We start from the raw sequence: 14,915 nt of genomic DNA, 5'->3' as shown, positions 1-14,915 counted from the left end.
GGGATGGCATTGGGCCGAGTCTCGAATGCTATTTGCGTCGATGGCCCTTGCCCGAATGCCGCGACCTGAGCATATCGGTGAACTGCTGCACAAAATCTACGACGAGCGCGCGTTCGTCGGGATCAAGCCCCTTCAGCGCTTCCGCAATATTCGCCATCTGGTCATTGGGACGTTTCGATCCCCGCTGCAATAGCTGATCGACCGAGCAATCTAGTGCATCACTCAGTTGCTGAAGACGGTGGATTGTCGGCACTCGGGTTCCGCGTTCCCAGCGGCTGATTGCTTCCTGTTCAAGGTCGATCATCTCCGCCAACTGGGCCTGTGTCAGTCCGTTGGCGCGTCGTCGGTCGGCTATCGCTTTGCCGACGCGCGCGGCAAGAAGCGCATCTTGCGCGTCGTCAGGCTGTGGAATGGAGCGGTTTGGCATAGGACAGAATGGTGGTCTCTATGCCAAAACAGATGAACGCCCTATGTGGAATGTATATTCCTATATGGTTGTATAATTAAAGTTTTCTACGCTTCGTGGAGTTGGGTTCTGGAATAGCGCGGCGATGATGCGCCGGATTCGTCTATTCCTGCCAGATTTCAACCGCGGCCCTATCTCCGTTCAGTGCCCTCAAATCATCAATTAGCAACGACCGGCTTCCACTTACAATGGGTGGCTCTAGCTACTTGCCTGATTTTGATGAAGCTGCTCTTCAAGCATCACCGCCCGTCCGTAAGAGCAGTTGCTGCGGTGCTTGTCGGCTGGGTGGCAATCGCGATGATCGCTATCGGAGTGCTCATCGCATCGGAAGTAGCGCGCTTGCGCAGTGAATTCGTTGCGCAAAGTGCCGCGACCTACGAAATCATCCGGCAACGTCTTGACCAGAACGAGGCCGTCCTCGCGGGGATTGATTCGCTTCTGCATACGTTTCCGGGGGTCGAATCGTCAGGGCTGCGCGACTACGCTCATCAGATGCTGGCCCGATATCCCCACATTTACATGATCGAGTTGCAGCCGCGCGTGGAGCGGGCGGATCTTCGTGCATTCGAGACATGGGCAAAGGCCAAAATCTACCCCGAGTACATCGTCAAAGACTACGGATATAGTGGTGTGCGCAAATGGCGGCCGGTCGCCGACCGCCCAGTCTATTATCCGATCACGTTTATGGAGCCTCAAACCAACGAGGCCATGCCGGTTCTCGGATTGGATGTATATGCTGACGACAAATTCCGAACAGCTATAGATCAAACGATTCGGACGGGGCTACCGTCGATTTCTGCTCCATTCGATCTGTACGAAGGGGGGCGAGCGTATCTGATCTTCAAGGCTGTCTATGTCAGCGCGCCGGAAGATCAAGCGTCAAGGGCGCAACTTGCGACCCGGGTGGTGTCAATGCTGATTCATACTGGAAAATTCTTGAATCGCAACGAGACGCCGTCGCCGTTGGTGTCCATGCGTATCTACGAGCAGGGCTTCGACTACGATCAACTGGACGGCATGATTGATCAGGTGGATGCCAAGCCTGGTCCAGCATGGATCCGGCAATTCATGCCTGAATTCGTCTATCGGAAGACTCTGCCAAGCCAGATACAGCCGTTCGTCTTTGAAACACGGCGGCAACTTGGAGCGGAGATCGTTCCGGTGCTGCAAGTTGCGTTGGCACTAGTTGCCACCCTCGTCATCAGCCTGCTTGCGCTCGTTATCTATCAGCAGCAGATCGTGAGTAGACGGAGCGCTCGCGAGAACGAGCGACGCATGTATCTGCGAGAAGAGCAGGAGCAGGTTGCCCGCTTACATACGATGGGTGAGATGGCCTCGGGAATTGCCCATGAGCTAAACCAGCCGTTGGCTGCGATTCTCAGTTACAACCAGGCGTGCGTCCGCATGCTCCAAGAATCGAGTCCCGACCTTGTGGCTATTGAAGGTGCCATGAAATCTATGTCGGGGCAGGCAAAGCGGGCAGCCGATATCATCGTGCGGCTACGAGCCTTCGTCAGCAAGCGTCCGGCTCAGGTACTTCTGCTGGATATGCGGAAGGTCGTGCAGAGCGCACTCTCATTGGCCGAGCCGTGGTTAAGACAGGCTTCGGTCGTGGTCAACGTCGATATGCCTATGCAAATTCCCGACGTGCTTGCGGATAGCGTTCAAATCGAGCAGATCGTGCTTAACCTGATCCGCAATGCGGTTGAGGCGATGGAGTCGATGTCCACAGGCAGTCGCTTACTGTCGCTGGCACTGAAACATGATGAGAAGTCAGTAATGCTGTTTGTGCGCGATACCGGGCCGGGCGTTTCCCAAGATGTGCGTAAGATGCTGTTCCATCCGTTCCACACAAGCAAAGCGGACGGCATGGGGCTTGGGTTGACTATCTGCCAATCTATTGCGGAAACCTACGGGGGGACGGTGATCGAAAATCCGTCGATGTCGTCCGGCGCTGAATTTCAATTGATCTTGCCGATCAACGAACCAAGGAACTTGTCATGACGTCCACCGACGAAACGGTCGTCTATCTAGTCGATGATGATGCAGCGGTGCGTGACGCCTTGGCCCTTTTGATTCGCTCCATTGGCTTAAAGGTTAAGAGCTACGGAGATCCCGTTGCGTTTCTCGCCAACCTCAAGGGCGACGAGACCGGTTGCCTCGTGCTCGATATCCGAATGCCCGCATTGAACGGCTTTGCCGTGCAAGAACGATTGAATGCGATGGGATGTGGTTTGCCCATTATCCTGATCACCGGGCATGGCGACATGGCGCAATGCCGCCGCGCATTCCGTGCCGGTGCGGTGGATTTTCTGACCAAGCCGATTGATGAGACTGCACTTATCGAGAGTTTGCAAACGGCTATTCATCGCGGTAGGGAACAGCAGGGCATGCGACGGCAAATCGACGATGCCCGTGAACGGGTGAGCCGTTTGACGCCGAGAGAGCGTTCCGTGTTCGATCTCGTGTGCGACGGATTGCAGAATAAAGTGATCGCTGACCGCCTGCATCTGTCGCTGCGAACAGTGGAGGCGTATCGCTCGTCCATGGTCGAAAAACTTGAAGCGGGATCAGTCGCGGATCTGGTCCGACTGCGCCTTATCGGCAGCAACTAGCGAAACTTGATACCGTAGATTCCACATTCTTTCCCGTATTTCCCTGACTGTTTCGCCGGGTTGCCGATTCATAGAATCAGAGTGATCGTAGGCGTAAGTTATTTTCAGGGAAATTTATGGGGAATATTAAATCCAAGCGGCCGCTGATGATCGTTGGTTTTTTCGTCTTGGCATTTGTTGCATATAAGGCGTTTTCCCATTCCAATGGGGGCTCCGAAGGAGCGGCACAGGACCCCGAAGTCGATTTCTATTACGCAGTACGCGATAAAGTCTCGACGATGAGTCAAGCTCCTGCATGTCAATATGGTGCTCGTGCGCTTCTTTCGATTGCAAGCCCCACGAATTCATGGCCGTTGAACGTTCGTAAGGCTCAGGTAGATAAAGTAATTGATGGTCTGCCCGATGATTGTTTTTCGAACTAGTGCTGAACGTGGGCTCGAGCTTGATGGTGCCAATCGCAGGGCGGGAATGAAAAAGCAGAAATTATTTAACATATCCCTCAACCGGGCGCGCCCGATGCTGTCCGAGAGCAGCGTGTTGAAAATACGATTGTTCGTATCCTTGATGATAGCTTCATCAACAGAAAAACAAGGAAAAAATGTTCGATATTGTGTCGTTCCTAGCAGCACTCGCGTTTGGCGTGTACGCAAAAAACAAAGGACGAACATACGTTTGGGGCGCACTTCCGTTTTTGCTTAACGCAGCAATGCATCTCTACACGGAGGTCGGAGGAGGTGGCCCGGGGGAGCCAATGAGGACCATCTATGCCTTTGCGATTACCTGCTTTCTTTATTTCATTGTCGGGCAAGCTGCTATTGCTGAAAAGCGCGAAGCAGAGAGACGAAAATTAGAATAATGCTTCCGCCTTTTGCAGTTTCGCCGCTCGTTTTTCCAATAACTCCAGCGAGGCGTAATCAATCCATTCTCGCAGGTCTAAACATCGGACTGAGGATATGGATTTAACCTCTTAATCCACGCTCTATAGTGACACGCATTATAAGTGACAACGTGAGAGCAATTCCGTTCGTCACTCGCTGATGGTCACGGGAAAATAATCGCAAGACAAACGGGGTGAATTCGGATGATCAAACTGGAAATCAGTATCACTGGCGCTGGGACTGAAGAGCTGCGCCAGCTAGAAGCGTTGATGCAGAAAATTCTTGCTTCAATGAAACCGCAACTGACGAGAGTCGAGGCGAAAGTTGCTTTGACTCCTGCCGTGGACCGCTACGAGTCAACGAAAAAGAAGATCCTCTCCCATATTCAATGGCAGAGGACCGAGACAACGGACTGCATGAAGCGAGACTTTTGGGAGCTCGATATTCAGGACTGGCTGAACCCCAAAGACAAGAGGGATCTTGGGGCAGCTCTGGACTCGCTGTGTGAAGACGGGATGCTGGAGTGCACGGGACTGTGGGAGTATTACCTGACATCGAAAGGTTATAACGCGATCTACTAAGTGCGGGGCGGGGGCATGTCGTATAACTCGGGAAGCGGATTTTTCGCGATGTTCGAGCGTCTTTGGCGCACACTGGTCGCGAGCTTTTGGATTTTTCTGCTTTTCTTTATCCCTGCGCTCGCACTAGCGGGGATTGGCAGAGCGTACGTTCCGCGAAACGTTCGACGCCACGCCGGTGTTGAAAGACATTCATCGGCGGATCAAGCTGGCCATTCTCGATCGAGTAAGGTTCCCAAACTATTTGACTGGCAGTGTGAAGGGGCAGGACTATCGTACGAACGCGCTGCTGCATCGCAATTCAAAGATCCTGATTAGCGAAGACATCCAAGGATTTTTTCCCTCGACCACGCAGCATCTCGTGCAGGAAGTCTGGTCGCAGTTCTTCGGTTTTTCGGCCGACGTGGCGCACTGCCTAGCTGCTCTTTGCAGTAAAGATGGTGCTCTTCCACAAGGCGCCATCACGAGTCCGCATGTCGCGAATCTCGTTTTTTGGCGTGTCGAGCCAGTGATACATGCGGAGATGGCGTCACGAGGGATACGCTACTCGCGATATGTTGATGATGTTTGTGTTTCTTCCAGCACTGGCATTGCTCATATCGATAAGCAATCAGTGATCGCAGTCGTGTACGCAATGCTGGCTCGGCACGGCTATGCTGCCAAACGTTCGAAACACAAAATCCAGACGGCGAGCGGCCGCATCACAGCAACGAAGCTTGGTGTCAACGGCGATCCAAGCTTATCAGGTCAGCAGAGAGGTCAGATTCGTGCTGCCGTACACAAACTTGAGCTGACATTCGCGGCCGGGGCTTTTTCGGAGGCGCGAGCGCTGTTGCCGTCCGTTACAGGTCGCGTCAGTATGCTTGCACGTTTTCACTCCACTGAGGGACAAGCGTTGAAGCAACGCCTCTCGTCTATACGCGAACAATTGCAACTTGTCCCAATGGTGGCGAAAAGAGATTCCTCGACTGACATGGGAGTGTCTGTCGGGTTTGAGGGCAATTCAACCGTTCCATGGTGATCTGTTCAGCCGCGACGCCCGGCCGATTGGATTTTATTGAACACGGAGCAGACGCTCGATGCTCAGAATGAATCTGTTCGGGCGAGACGCTATCGTCAGGTCACGCCTATAAGAGATCGGGTATGTCTTGAGCCGTGAGAGTCGTGACGAGGCCCCTGAGAATTTGCCGCATTAGCGCTTCCTTAATTTCCGTAAAGCAATTTTCCGGCTTCCCAATGTCCTCACGTCTGTATAGGAAAATTGCCCCCTCCCATGCTCCCGCCATCATCTTCGAACCCAGCAGGCGACCTGCCTCATTTCGCGAGTTCGGCATAGCCAACCGATGGGTATAAAAAGAGTCAACGCGGAACGGCTCGTTGTTCCCTACCGCGAAGTCTGGAAGCAAGAACGGAACGAGATCAGGGACGAGGCCTGACCGGTTAGCTGATAAGGTCGCTCGTACGTAATATTCGTCGAGTTCCAATGCTCCGCGTCCATATGGCGGACCTAGCTCGATTTCGACGGAGAACGCGCCTGCTGTCAAAGCATGCCTTCTGACTGTCTCAACGACGAAATTCCGAAGCATCTCGCTCGGCGTTGTTCCTTCGGCAGCGCAAATGATTGTGAAGGCGTCAGCGGTAGGTGCGTCAACGCGGGTTTTGAGAATGTAGGGTTTGCTTTCTGTCATCACAATTTCCACCAGGGTCGGCGATATTGTGACACAAAGAGATGTTTGTGCCCTATACTTGTGTCCCAAGTGCGATTTTGTGCCCCACAGAAGGTAGGCAACAGGTGGGCAGAGAAGAGGTATCGGTTCGCACCGCAGTAGGACCGATGGGATCTCGAAAAATAAAAGCCCCCGCGACGCGCCAACGTCGCGGGGGCTTCTGGCAAGGTGGTGAAGGCACCCCTCTGCCACCTACAGCTTCGTCTCGGAAGACGGCCTAGAGCTTATACGCTCAAGGGGTTGTGGGCAACTATTGCCTTCGATTCTCTGTGAGGATGGATATGCTACGTGCATCCAACCCTAAGAGCGTGTTGGTGCGACAGTATGTTCGGTTCAGATTTGGTCGCACTGAGAATGTGCGCATGCACTGGCGCTCGTATCCCAATTAGTTTTTCTTGCGCTGGTTAAAGGTCAGCGGCCGCACTGTGAAAACAGTGCGGCTTTTTTTCCATGAGGCCATACAGCAGCTTATCCGAAGCGTTGCTGGCGTGAGAACTGGCATCGCCGTGAAGCCCGCATGAACAGTGGGGCTACGTGGACTCGGGAGAAAACCCGACGTGAGAATGCGCGTGGATAGTGGTGTTGCTTAACGCGCCGGGGCTTGGGAAGCTAGGGTATTACCATTATACGACGCCCGCGGAACCGATAATTTTACAGGGATTTTAGCGCTTTTGGGAGCTGGGATCGTGGTTAGTGGCGTGAAAAGTGTATTCACTCCTGAAGTTCTTGCTGGCTTCGCCGTGAGCGAGCGTCGTCGGTGACGATGCCAGTTTCACCGGTTTCTCGTCGCCAGTGATGGACACATTCTGAGATGGCTCATACCATTCATAGTGATCAAATACTGTGGGGTGCAAGCCAAGATGGCATTACATGACGATGTAGCAAGGTTGCGCGATGCGCGGACACAAGGCGGAGGCGCCGCTGTACCAGCCTCTCTCCAAGGAGTTACGAAGGAAAAAATCAGGCAAGTCCTCGGGCGTCTAGATCTCAGCAACAATGCGGATCTTGTTGACGGTGTATTTGCGCTTCTCGATGACCAGACCGACAGTTGGTTTTCAAAAGCTCCAGCTGGGACGAAATTCTGTCACGGCGCGAGTACTGCGCACTTAGCTTGCCATATCGGCATCATCCAACGAGGACATGGAAAGTTGGATCGTGAAGGTCGGGACTATTGGATCAAGCCGCTTCGTGAACTGGGTGGCATCGAACCGATATTGCTTCACGGCAATGAGTTCATTTTCGGCCATGTCGTTGCCAAGTCACCTAACTCGTCCTATCGGTTGACTGAGGACTTCAAGGCAATCCTTCAGGCTCCAGATGACCAATGGCCTGGGATGCTCGCTGCGTGGGCACAGTTGGACGCAGCGAGACGGCGCCGGGAGTTTCAAGCCGCCATGGCAGAAGCATCTAGGCAACTGGTGGACACCGGACACAGCGATCTCATCCGGGCGAGCATTGACCACTATGCGACTCGTTTCCTGCCCGGTTTTGAGGTCGTCTACGTCGATGATGGCGATGGCGACCGGATTACTAACCAAGATCGTGAGGTGTTGTCTCGAGCGGGTATTGAGTTGTGGCTCGGGGACGCGATGCCAGATGTGCTTCTGTGGAACCCAGCGACTGACCGGCTGTGGGTTATTGAGGCCGTGACCAGCGACGGCGAGGTGGACCTTCATAAGGTGAACCAGCTTCGGACGCTTGCGGCGCGTTGCGGAAAAGCGGGGATTGATTTCACCACGGCTTATCCTACATGGAAGGAGGTCGCCGCAAGACAGGGTGCCCAAGGAAACGTCGCTGTGGGCAGCTACATCTGGATTCAATCTGACCCAGCCAAACACTTCTGGGTCGGTTCCTTCGAGTAGGTGCTAGAGAAAGGCTTCCAAAATCGCGTCTATCTGTTGTTGTCCCGGAAGTTCTTCGCCAAGACGGCGGCCCGCCTCTTCAAGCTGCTCCACGGTCGGATAGTGGAGATTGCGCAGATCTGTGGCGTTGACTTGAGTGTGACCGCTAAACTGGCGGAAATAGTGATCAACTGCGGTCGAGTTCAGGAATAGCGCGAGCCCGCGTGCAAGGTCGTTGGAAAGCCCCTTGCCATTCAAATGGAAGTAGTTGAGGTGGTTTTCAAAGCCCACCGCCTCTGCTTCGACACGTGCGGGGTCGTAGATGACGGCTACCAATCGCCGTTTCTCCTCTTTTGAGGAGAAGCGTTTAGTCAGCACGTAAGTTCCCCGTGGGACTATCAACGCCGCCGTCGCTTCGTTCAAAACAAGGCCGTTCGGCTTCTTCGCACCCAGTTTGGGCCACGACACAAATCCCTCGTTGAAATGGCAGGGATAGATCAGCGGTACACTGCCCGGTTCCGGGTCTTTGCGCAAGAAGTCGCGTGCGCGGAAGTCCACAACGCGGCCGGTTGAGACAGTTATACCCAAGTCGCCAAGCGAGCAGGGAAGTGCGCGCACACGTCGGGCAAGATTGCCGTCTTCCTCTGAGATTGCTAACCGAATGAACGCATGCGGATCACTGGGCAACACTACTTCCGCGAACGGAATATCGCGCGCAGTTGCGTCGAGGTCTTGCGGGCCGTGACTCAACGAGATACTGACCGTTGTGGGTTGCGGCTGGGCTTTGACGAGTTGATAGATGATGTTCTCTTGTAGGACCTCATCATCTTTGAATGCGTGCTTCCGCGACTCATACACATGAATCTTACGCAGTGCAGAGTGCCCTAACATGAGGCGCCGAAACGGCTCGAAGTAGGAGCCATTGCAGAAGCTGCGCGGCGTGATTGCTACAAGCTGGCCACGGGGCTTGAGCTGATCGAGAGCGACGGCAACGAAAGCCGCATAAAGGTTGGTTGTTTCGATGCCCATACCGCTCAATGCCTTGCGCGTCTTCGAGCCGGTGTTGATCTTCGCGTAAGGTGGATTAAGGATGGCGCAATCGTATTGCTCGGGCGCGGAATGCTTCGACAGGAGAGGTTCTGCAGAGTGGAGGATGTAGTCATCCGCGACGATGCAAGATGTGAAGGCGATTCCCGCCTCTTCGCACTCGTTAGCGCAAGCGGCCAGTGTTTCTGCAAGGTATCGTCTGAGAAGCGAGTCAACCTCAAAGGTGGTGACGTGAACGGATCGAGGGCGGTCCTTCCGGCCGACGATCTCCCGGACGAAAGCGGCAGTTAGCGAGCCCACACCCGCGCCCGCATCGAGGAGGCGAACAGTCTCGGGGAACTGGTCGAATAGTCCAGCCATGAACATAGCAACGGGGGCAGGCGTCATAAACTGTCCTAGCTTGCTGCGCTGCTTGGGGTCAAGGATCGGGGAGATTTCGCGGCGTGCCATGTCGGCGTGGCGGATCGCTAGGGCGATTTGCTGGGACATTTCCAATAATTGCGTCGATTCACTCACTATCTATCACCATCCTGATGGCTATGCAGCCTTCATTTCGTCTTGCCCTACATTATCCCCGCGCAGCGTGGAAGCTGCTACTAGAACGTTCGGCTAGGGCATGAGGTACCACACATCCATGTCCAGCCACATCTGTCGTGCAGTATCAATTCCTGCGCGGCAAACTTAACATCAGATGATTTGTCTATGGGAGGGACGCAAGGGGGCGCGACCAGCGCTGGTTGAGCTGTAGCGATAGGCATGGAGCAAGCAGCGCAATCGGCTTGTGCTAGTCGCTCAGACTCAACGATGGCCCTTCGTTATGTTGACCCGCGAACTGTCGGGATAGTCGTCGCATAGACGACACCTAACATCGCAATGATTTCCTCCGCTGACCACCGACCAGATTCGCGAGCTGGCAGGCGCGATTCGCGAAGCCTTTGGCGGTGGCCTTTCACGGCTAGATTTCACGGACAGGCTGCTGACATTTCTCAAAGACATGCCGGGACATGAAACCGGCGAGCTATCGGCATTGCAGATTGAGTCGGCATGGCTCGCATACGTCGATAGTCGGCGGTAGCGCTGACGTCGAGCCAGAGCGAGCCGAGCATTGCAGCTGTCGCCCTTGATTTCTAATTGGCTATTTGTGTCGGTGTGCTTTGGTGTGGGCGACATTGAACTCCAGCATTTCATCAGGCGTGACACCCAAGGTTTTGGCGAGGACACAGATATTGTAGAGCGCGATATTCCGCTGACCGCGTTCGATCCCGCCAACGTACGACCGTGCTAAGCCCGATTCGAGAGCGAGTGTCTCCTGCGACCAGCCCTTCGCCTTTCGCAGTTCCACCAACCGTTTTCCAAACATTTCTAGCGGATCGTAATCCATCGATGAACGTCCAAAAGCATCCAACCGAGGATATGAATTTGACCTCTATGAATCCACGCTTTATAGTAACACTCACTATAAGTGACAATTTGAAGCCGCTATGGCAGACTGCCACAGTCGCCGGAAAAACGAACGGGATGAAATCAAACGGTCAAACTCGAAACCAGTCTCACGGGGGTCGGACGAATTGAGTCAGCTTGAAGCGTTCATCGCATGAGTGAACAGCCGGGTCGAATTGCTTGCAATGATTGCGGTTGATTAAGGCGACCGCTGCTGATTCATAGTTCTTTCCAACTGGGCGAAGAACACCTCTTCGTGGCGATGCTGATGTATAACCCGTCAACGAGCACTCCGAATTCTGGAGGCGGTAGATGAACGTTGATGGGTGCAAGACACTACTTGATGCGGCAGATTTAATTGGCTGGTTCCGTCAGCGTACGGAGATCGTTGCTGACTTCAACCACGCCGGTAGGCCGGATATTTTCGGTTCCTGTCGCGGCTACGATGCCTCGCGGCCAGTTGAAACGAACCTGTCCGCATTTTTGTGGGCGAGGCGGTTAAAAAAAATCGTTACCCGCGCGCCTGCGTGAACCGGTCGCCAAACAGGACGGCAAATTGATTCATGGCGGACTTCCAGTCATAGGCGTGGCGTACGGACTTTGGAAGCACGTTACGCAATGCCAGCTACAGCAGTTTGATGGCCGCTTCGTTATTGGGGAAGTGGCCGCGCGTCTTGATGATCTTGCGCAACTGCATGTTCAGACTTTCGATGGCGTTTGTGGTGTACACAACCCGTCGGATCTCTGGCGGAAACACGAAGAACGGCGTGACATGCTTCCAGGATTGCGCAATCGTTGGGTAGCTGACGCCCCAAGGACCCTCAGCGAAGACCTGTAAGGCCTGCTGCGCAGCCGCTTCATTCGAGGCCGCGTAGATTTTGGCCGCAGCGCCGCCGCGAGGGCCTTACGATCCTTATAGCTAGCGTACTCCAGACTGTTGCGGATCAGGTGCACGATGCAGGTCTGCACAGCTGTCCTGGGATAATCGGTACCGATTGCTTCGGCCAGTCCTTTCAGACCATCGACCACGGCGATCAGGATGTCCTGACATCTGCGCGTCCTGAGTTCGTTGAACACCTTGAGCCAGAACTTCGCCCCCTCGGTCTGCTCGATCCACAGGCCCAGCACGTCGCGCTGCCCGTCGCTCTGGATGCCCAGCGCAAGATAACCGCCTTGTTGCTGACCACGCAATCATCGCGGATCTTCACCCGCAGGGCGTCGAGGAATACCACCGGATACCGGATACATGGGCTCGAGCGGGCGGCTCTGCCAGGCCAGCGTTTCGGCCATGACCTCGTCGGTAACCGAACTGATGAAATCGGGCGAGACCCCGGTGCCATAGGCCTCAGCGAGAAATGCCTGGATCTTGCGTACGCTCATGTCGCGGGCGTACATCGCGATGATGCGTTCATCGAAACCCCTGAACCGGCGCTCGTGCTTCGGAATCAGGACCGGTTCGAAGCTGCCGTCGCGGTCACGCGGCAATTCAACTCTTACCGGACCCCGGTCGGTGATCACCGTCTTGCCACTGGCGCCATTGCGTTCATTGGCCTGCCCGGCTGGCTTGGATTGCCCTGGCCGGTAGCCCAGATGCATGTTCATCCCAGCGCTCACCGCGCGTTCAATGACCGCCTTGTTGAACGCCAGCATCAGGTCCTGCACCTGGGCGGGTGTCATCGGGCCTTTGACCAATTCATCCAGCAGGGCTTTGGGCCGCTGCCTGAGCTGCAACCGTGCGCTTCTTCTTCATCGGCATATCCATGAGCATTTACCCCCTCATGTTATGCCTCGCCCACGAAATTACGGATAGGTCCGTTGAAACCGCAATAAGTACAAGAACTGGAGGGTAGCCGCCGCATGCACCGGCAAGCAGCGGCGACGCAAACATGACACGAGGCTCTCCACCGCGCGTCAGCCCGCCTTACCGCGCGATCAGATCACAAAATAAGTCAACTGAACCGCCGCCCGCGTGACCACCATCTGCAGCACCTGCACGATCACGAACAGCAGGATCGGCGACAGATCGATGCCGCCGAACTGCGGCAATACGCGGCGCAGCGGATTCAGAAACGGCGCGGTCAGTTGATACAGGATCGGCATCGCCGGCGAACGCGGATTGAGCCACGACAGCAAAGCCATCAGGATCGTCATCCAGATGATCAGATTCAGCGCCCACTTGATCGCGGTCAGCACCGCGACGATCAGCAGCGTCGGCACGAGCGTGAGCGGGTCGGCGCCGGTGAGCACGACCATCAGCACCACGTAGATGATCGCCGCGATCAGCGTCGCGACGATACTCGCCCAGTCGATGTTGCGCGTGCTCGGCAGCACGTGCCGCAGCGGCAGCACGATCCAGTTGGTCGCCTGCATCACGGCGTTCGATACCGGGTTGTATGGCGGCAGGCGCACGACCTGCAGCCAGGCGCGCAGCAGCAGCGCCGCGCCGAACAGCGTGAAGATGGTATTGAGCAGAAAACGGGCGATATCGCCAAACATCTCGTGTCCTTATGCTTCAGATGACGGCCGCCGGCCGGCCGCGGGCTACCGGCATCGCCCGATCGGTGCGCGCCGGCGGTTGGTTGGGAATCGCGGGTGCCTTGCTCACGCAACGGCGCCTCACGCCTCGTCTGTTTTGTCTGTCTGATGCGGCCGCGCGAGCTGCTTGCGGTGATTCGCGCGGAACTGCGTTACGTGGCTTCGAGCCATGTTCGTCAGCTAGCGGCTCGACGCCATTGCGCGCCGCGGCTCGCCTGCTGTCTGTCCGGCATCACACGGAAATCCGGACCTCGCTGATCAGAATCGTGCCGTTGCCGCCATCGGTGTAGTTGGGGATGTCAGCCAACAGTTGCCCGGAGGCGGGCTTGAATACTTTATAGAAGTCATCCGCGCTATCGAACAGGAAATGACCCGCGGCCACGTACGGCGGCGGCGTCCCGGGCGGGCCGGCGTTGATGCCCGCGTCGACCGACCAGCCCTTGAGCGCCGCCCCGAACAGCCTTGCCGCGAGCGGCATGTGCGTGGCGCAGTAGTAGTCCATGTCGAAGCGGCCGTTTTCCCGGTACGGATAGAGGATGCTGACCTTGATCATTGTGCGTTCTCGTCTGTTGATCCCGAAGCGTGGCGCGGGCGAGCGAAAGGCTCGCTGGCGGTTCGCTTGCCGCGCCGGACGTCACATTATCACGGCTTACTTGACGCTTGCACCTGCCGCCGCCTGATTCAGCGAGCGGCTCAGCGATTCTTCCACCGCTTCGGAGATGGCCTCAATCGCGGCGGGCGGCGTCGCGCGGCGTTGCGCGAGGTTGAGCGCGCGGCGCGTCAGCAGACCGTAGAGCGCGGCGTGGTCGCCGCCGAATCCTTCGAGCAGCGCCAGTTGCTTCCGCACGACGCCGGTGTCGCCGCGCGACACCGGTCCCGCTAGCGCGTTCGGCAGGCCCTTGTCGCGGGCGGTTTCGATCGTGCCGGCGAGCATCGGCAGCAGCGCGCGCAGCGCGTCGTCCTCGGCGAAACCGAGCGTGCGCCAGAGCGCGACGCATTCGGCAACGCTGCAGAGCGCGAAGCTCGCCGCATAGTGCGCGGCGGCGTGATAGAGCATGCGGCCGCCCGGTGGAATCGACAGCGGATGGCAGCGCAACGCGACGGCGAGCGCGCTCAGCGTGTCCTTCAGCGCGCCGTCGGCCTCGATCGTCACCGAGCAGCCGGCGATCCGCTCGAGGTCGGCGAGCTCGCCGCCAAACAGATACAGCGGATGAAAGCCGCCGATCGCGGCGCCCTGGTCACGCGCCGGCGCGAGCAGCTCGACCGGCGAGGCGCCGCTGCAATGCACGAGCGCCTTGCCGCTAGTCGCCTGTGGAGCGAATCGGAGTGTGTGCGCTGTCGTACCGATACTGTCGTCGGGAACGGCTAAAAACACGATATCGGCGGCGTCCACGACCTGTTGCGGATCGTTGCAGGCCGCGCAGTGTTCGATCTGGGTGGCGAGCCGGCGTGCGGAATCGGCCGAGCGGCTCGCCACCGCCGTGACCGGATAGCCGGCGCGCGCAAAACTCAGCGCGAGACAACGCGCGAGCCGCCCTGCGCCGATGAAGCCGACGCGCGGCAAGGAGGACTGGGACATGGTCGGCTGCTCCAGACGGAGCGTTCGAAGGAAAAGCAGCAGTATCGCGCATCCGGCGAGCCGCGGGCGCGATCCCGCCCTTACGGTTGCCCCGGCTTGCCCGCGTGCTTTCGTCGGATCAGTGTGCCGCCGATATGACACCCGCGGTCGGCCATCGGATGGCGCAATGCCCGTGGGCCTGAAAACTGCTCACAATTGTGAATAAAGTG

The 14,915-nt window shown here is 56.5% G+C and carries 16 protein-coding genes and 1 pseudogene; 8 read left to right on the top strand and 9 right to left on the bottom strand.

Features of this window, described 5'->3' with window-relative positions; all coding sequences use genetic code 11:
- Window positions 1-28 precede the first annotated feature (28 nt).
- Window positions 29-427, bottom strand: a complete 399-nt coding sequence (locus tag QM685_RS08925; protein ID WP_415114869.1) for a helix-turn-helix domain-containing protein — start codon at window positions 425-427, stop codon at window positions 29-31.
- 258 nt (window positions 428-685) lie between these two features.
- Between QM685_RS08925 and QM685_RS08920 the strand changes: the two genes are divergently transcribed.
- From QM685_RS08920 to QM685_RS08895, 6 genes are all read left to right on the top strand, one after another.
- Window positions 686-2,470, top strand: coding sequence for a CHASE domain-containing protein (locus QM685_RS08920; RefSeq protein ID WP_415114867.1), 1,785 nt, complete (start codon window positions 686-688; stop codon window positions 2,468-2,470).
- On the top strand, window positions 2,467-3,081 hold the full coding sequence (locus tag QM685_RS08915; protein WP_415114865.1) for a response regulator transcription factor: 615 nt from the start codon (window positions 2,467-2,469) through the stop codon (window positions 3,079-3,081). The genes QM685_RS08920 and QM685_RS08915 overlap by 4 nt, the downstream gene beginning before the upstream one ends.
- 116 nt (window positions 3,082-3,197) lie before the next feature.
- On the top strand, window positions 3,198-3,503 hold the full coding sequence (locus QM685_RS08910; RefSeq protein WP_415114863.1) for a hypothetical protein: 306 nt from the start codon (window positions 3,198-3,200) through the stop codon (window positions 3,501-3,503).
- A 176-nt stretch (window positions 3,504-3,679) separates the two neighbouring features.
- Window positions 3,680-3,937, top strand: coding sequence for a hypothetical protein (locus tag QM685_RS08905; protein WP_415114861.1), 258 nt, complete (start codon window positions 3,680-3,682; stop codon window positions 3,935-3,937).
- Between the two features lie 225 nt (window positions 3,938-4,162).
- On the top strand, window positions 4,163-4,540 hold the full coding sequence (locus tag QM685_RS08900; RefSeq protein WP_415114859.1) for a hypothetical protein: 378 nt from the start codon (window positions 4,163-4,165) through the stop codon (window positions 4,538-4,540).
- Between the two features lie 133 nt (window positions 4,541-4,673).
- Entirely contained in the window at window positions 4,674-5,558 is an 885-nt protein-coding gene (locus QM685_RS08895; RefSeq protein ID WP_415114857.1) for a reverse transcriptase family protein, read from the top strand.
- 106 nt (window positions 5,559-5,664) lie between these two features.
- Here the strand turns inward: QM685_RS08895 and QM685_RS08890 are convergent, their stop codons facing one another.
- On the bottom strand, window positions 5,665-6,225 hold the full coding sequence (locus tag QM685_RS08890; RefSeq protein WP_415114855.1) for a hypothetical protein: 561 nt from the start codon (window positions 6,223-6,225) through the stop codon (window positions 5,665-5,667).
- Between the two features lie 899 nt (window positions 6,226-7,124).
- Here QM685_RS08890 and QM685_RS08885 point away from each other — a divergent pair.
- A complete protein-coding gene (locus tag QM685_RS08885) occupies window positions 7,125-8,126 on the top strand; it encodes a BsuBI/PstI family type II restriction endonuclease (RefSeq protein WP_415114853.1) in 1,002 nt (333 codons plus the stop codon).
- 3 nt (window positions 8,127-8,129) lie between these two features.
- Here QM685_RS08885 and QM685_RS08880 read toward each other — a convergent pair whose 3' ends face one another.
- Together QM685_RS08880 and QM685_RS08875 are read right to left on the bottom strand one after the other, a co-directional pair.
- Entirely contained in the window at window positions 8,130-9,668 is a 1,539-nt protein-coding gene (locus tag QM685_RS08880; protein WP_415114851.1) for an Eco57I restriction-modification methylase domain-containing protein, read from the bottom strand.
- Window positions 9,669-10,287: 619 nt separating this feature from the next.
- Entirely contained in the window at window positions 10,288-10,533 is a 246-nt protein-coding gene (locus tag QM685_RS08875; protein WP_415114849.1) for a helix-turn-helix domain-containing protein, read from the bottom strand.
- A gap of 371 nt (window positions 10,534-10,904) precedes the next feature.
- Here QM685_RS08875 and QM685_RS08870 point away from each other — a divergent pair, with 371 nt between their 5' ends.
- Window positions 10,905-11,123 carry a hypothetical protein gene (locus QM685_RS08870; RefSeq protein WP_415114847.1) on the top strand — a complete coding sequence of 73 codons (219 nt, stop codon included), beginning with the start codon at window positions 10,905-10,907 and terminating at the stop codon, window positions 11,121-11,123.
- A 94-nt stretch (window positions 11,124-11,217) separates the two neighbouring features.
- Here the strand turns inward: QM685_RS08870 and QM685_RS08865 are convergent, their stop codons facing one another.
- The 5 genes and pseudogenes from QM685_RS08865 to QM685_RS08845 form a co-directional block, all read right to left on the bottom strand.
- Entirely contained in the window at window positions 11,218-11,469 is a 252-nt protein-coding gene (locus QM685_RS08865) for a transposase (RefSeq protein ID WP_415115381.1), read from the bottom strand.
- A 65-nt stretch (window positions 11,470-11,534) separates the two neighbouring features.
- Window positions 11,535-12,242: pseudogene (locus tag QM685_RS08860) on the bottom strand (IS256 family transposase); the annotation flags it as partial.
- A 282-nt stretch (window positions 12,243-12,524) separates the two neighbouring features.
- The gene (locus QM685_RS08855; protein ID WP_415114845.1) at window positions 12,525-13,088 is read right to left on the bottom strand and encodes a YggT family protein; all 564 of its coding nucleotides are present in this window, start codon (window positions 13,086-13,088) and stop codon (window positions 12,525-12,527) included.
- Window positions 13,089-13,359: 271 nt separating this feature from the next.
- The gene (locus QM685_RS08850; protein WP_415114843.1) at window positions 13,360-13,680 is read right to left on the bottom strand and encodes an EthD family reductase; all 321 of its coding nucleotides are present in this window, start codon (window positions 13,678-13,680) and stop codon (window positions 13,360-13,362) included.
- A gap of 96 nt (window positions 13,681-13,776) precedes the next feature.
- Window positions 13,777-14,706, bottom strand: a complete 930-nt coding sequence (locus QM685_RS08845; protein ID WP_415114841.1) for a Rossmann-like and DUF2520 domain-containing protein — start codon at window positions 14,704-14,706, stop codon at window positions 13,777-13,779.
- Between the last annotated feature and the right edge of the window lie 209 nt (window positions 14,707-14,915).

The sequence above is a fragment of the Paraburkholderia sp. genome (genome assembly GCF_047605525.1).
Taxonomy (GTDB): Bacteria; Pseudomonadota; Gammaproteobacteria; order Burkholderiales; family Burkholderiaceae; genus Paraburkholderia.
The sequence above is the reverse complement of the archived record's forward strand: the minus strand, read 5'-3'. Positions and strand labels throughout refer to the sequence as shown.

Coding starts and splice junctions, on each gene's coding strand:
- QM685_RS08925 (WP_415114869.1), bottom strand. CDS start 427: ATGCCAAACCGCTCCATTCCACAGCCTGACGACGCGCAAGATGCGCTT.
- QM685_RS08920 (WP_415114867.1), top strand. CDS start 686: ATGAAGCTGCTCTTCAAGCATCACCGCCCGTCCGTAAGAGCAGTTGCT.
- QM685_RS08915 (WP_415114865.1), top strand. CDS start 2,467: ATGACGTCCACCGACGAAACGGTCGTCTATCTAGTCGATGATGATGCA.
- QM685_RS08910 (WP_415114863.1), top strand. CDS start 3,198: ATGGGGAATATTAAATCCAAGCGGCCGCTGATGATCGTTGGTTTTTTC.
- QM685_RS08905 (WP_415114861.1), top strand. CDS start 3,680: ATGTTCGATATTGTGTCGTTCCTAGCAGCACTCGCGTTTGGCGTGTAC.
- QM685_RS08900 (WP_415114859.1), top strand. CDS start 4,163: ATGATCAAACTGGAAATCAGTATCACTGGCGCTGGGACTGAAGAGCTG.
- QM685_RS08890 (WP_415114855.1), bottom strand. CDS start 6,225: ATGACAGAAAGCAAACCCTACATTCTCAAAACCCGCGTTGACGCACCT.
- QM685_RS08885 (WP_415114853.1), top strand. CDS start 7,125: ATGGCATTACATGACGATGTAGCAAGGTTGCGCGATGCGCGGACACAA.
- QM685_RS08875 (WP_415114849.1), bottom strand. CDS start 10,533: ATGGATTACGATCCGCTAGAAATGTTTGGAAAACGGTTGGTGGAACTG.
- QM685_RS08870 (WP_415114847.1), top strand. CDS start 10,905: ATGAACGTTGATGGGTGCAAGACACTACTTGATGCGGCAGATTTAATT.
- QM685_RS08855 (WP_415114845.1), bottom strand. CDS start 13,088: ATGTTTGGCGATATCGCCCGTTTTCTGCTCAATACCATCTTCACGCTG.
- QM685_RS08850 (WP_415114843.1), bottom strand. CDS start 13,680: ATGATCAAGGTCAGCATCCTCTATCCGTACCGGGAAAACGGCCGCTTC.
- QM685_RS08845 (WP_415114841.1), bottom strand. CDS start 14,706: ATGTCCCAGTCCTCCTTGCCGCGCGTCGGCTTCATCGGCGCAGGGCGG.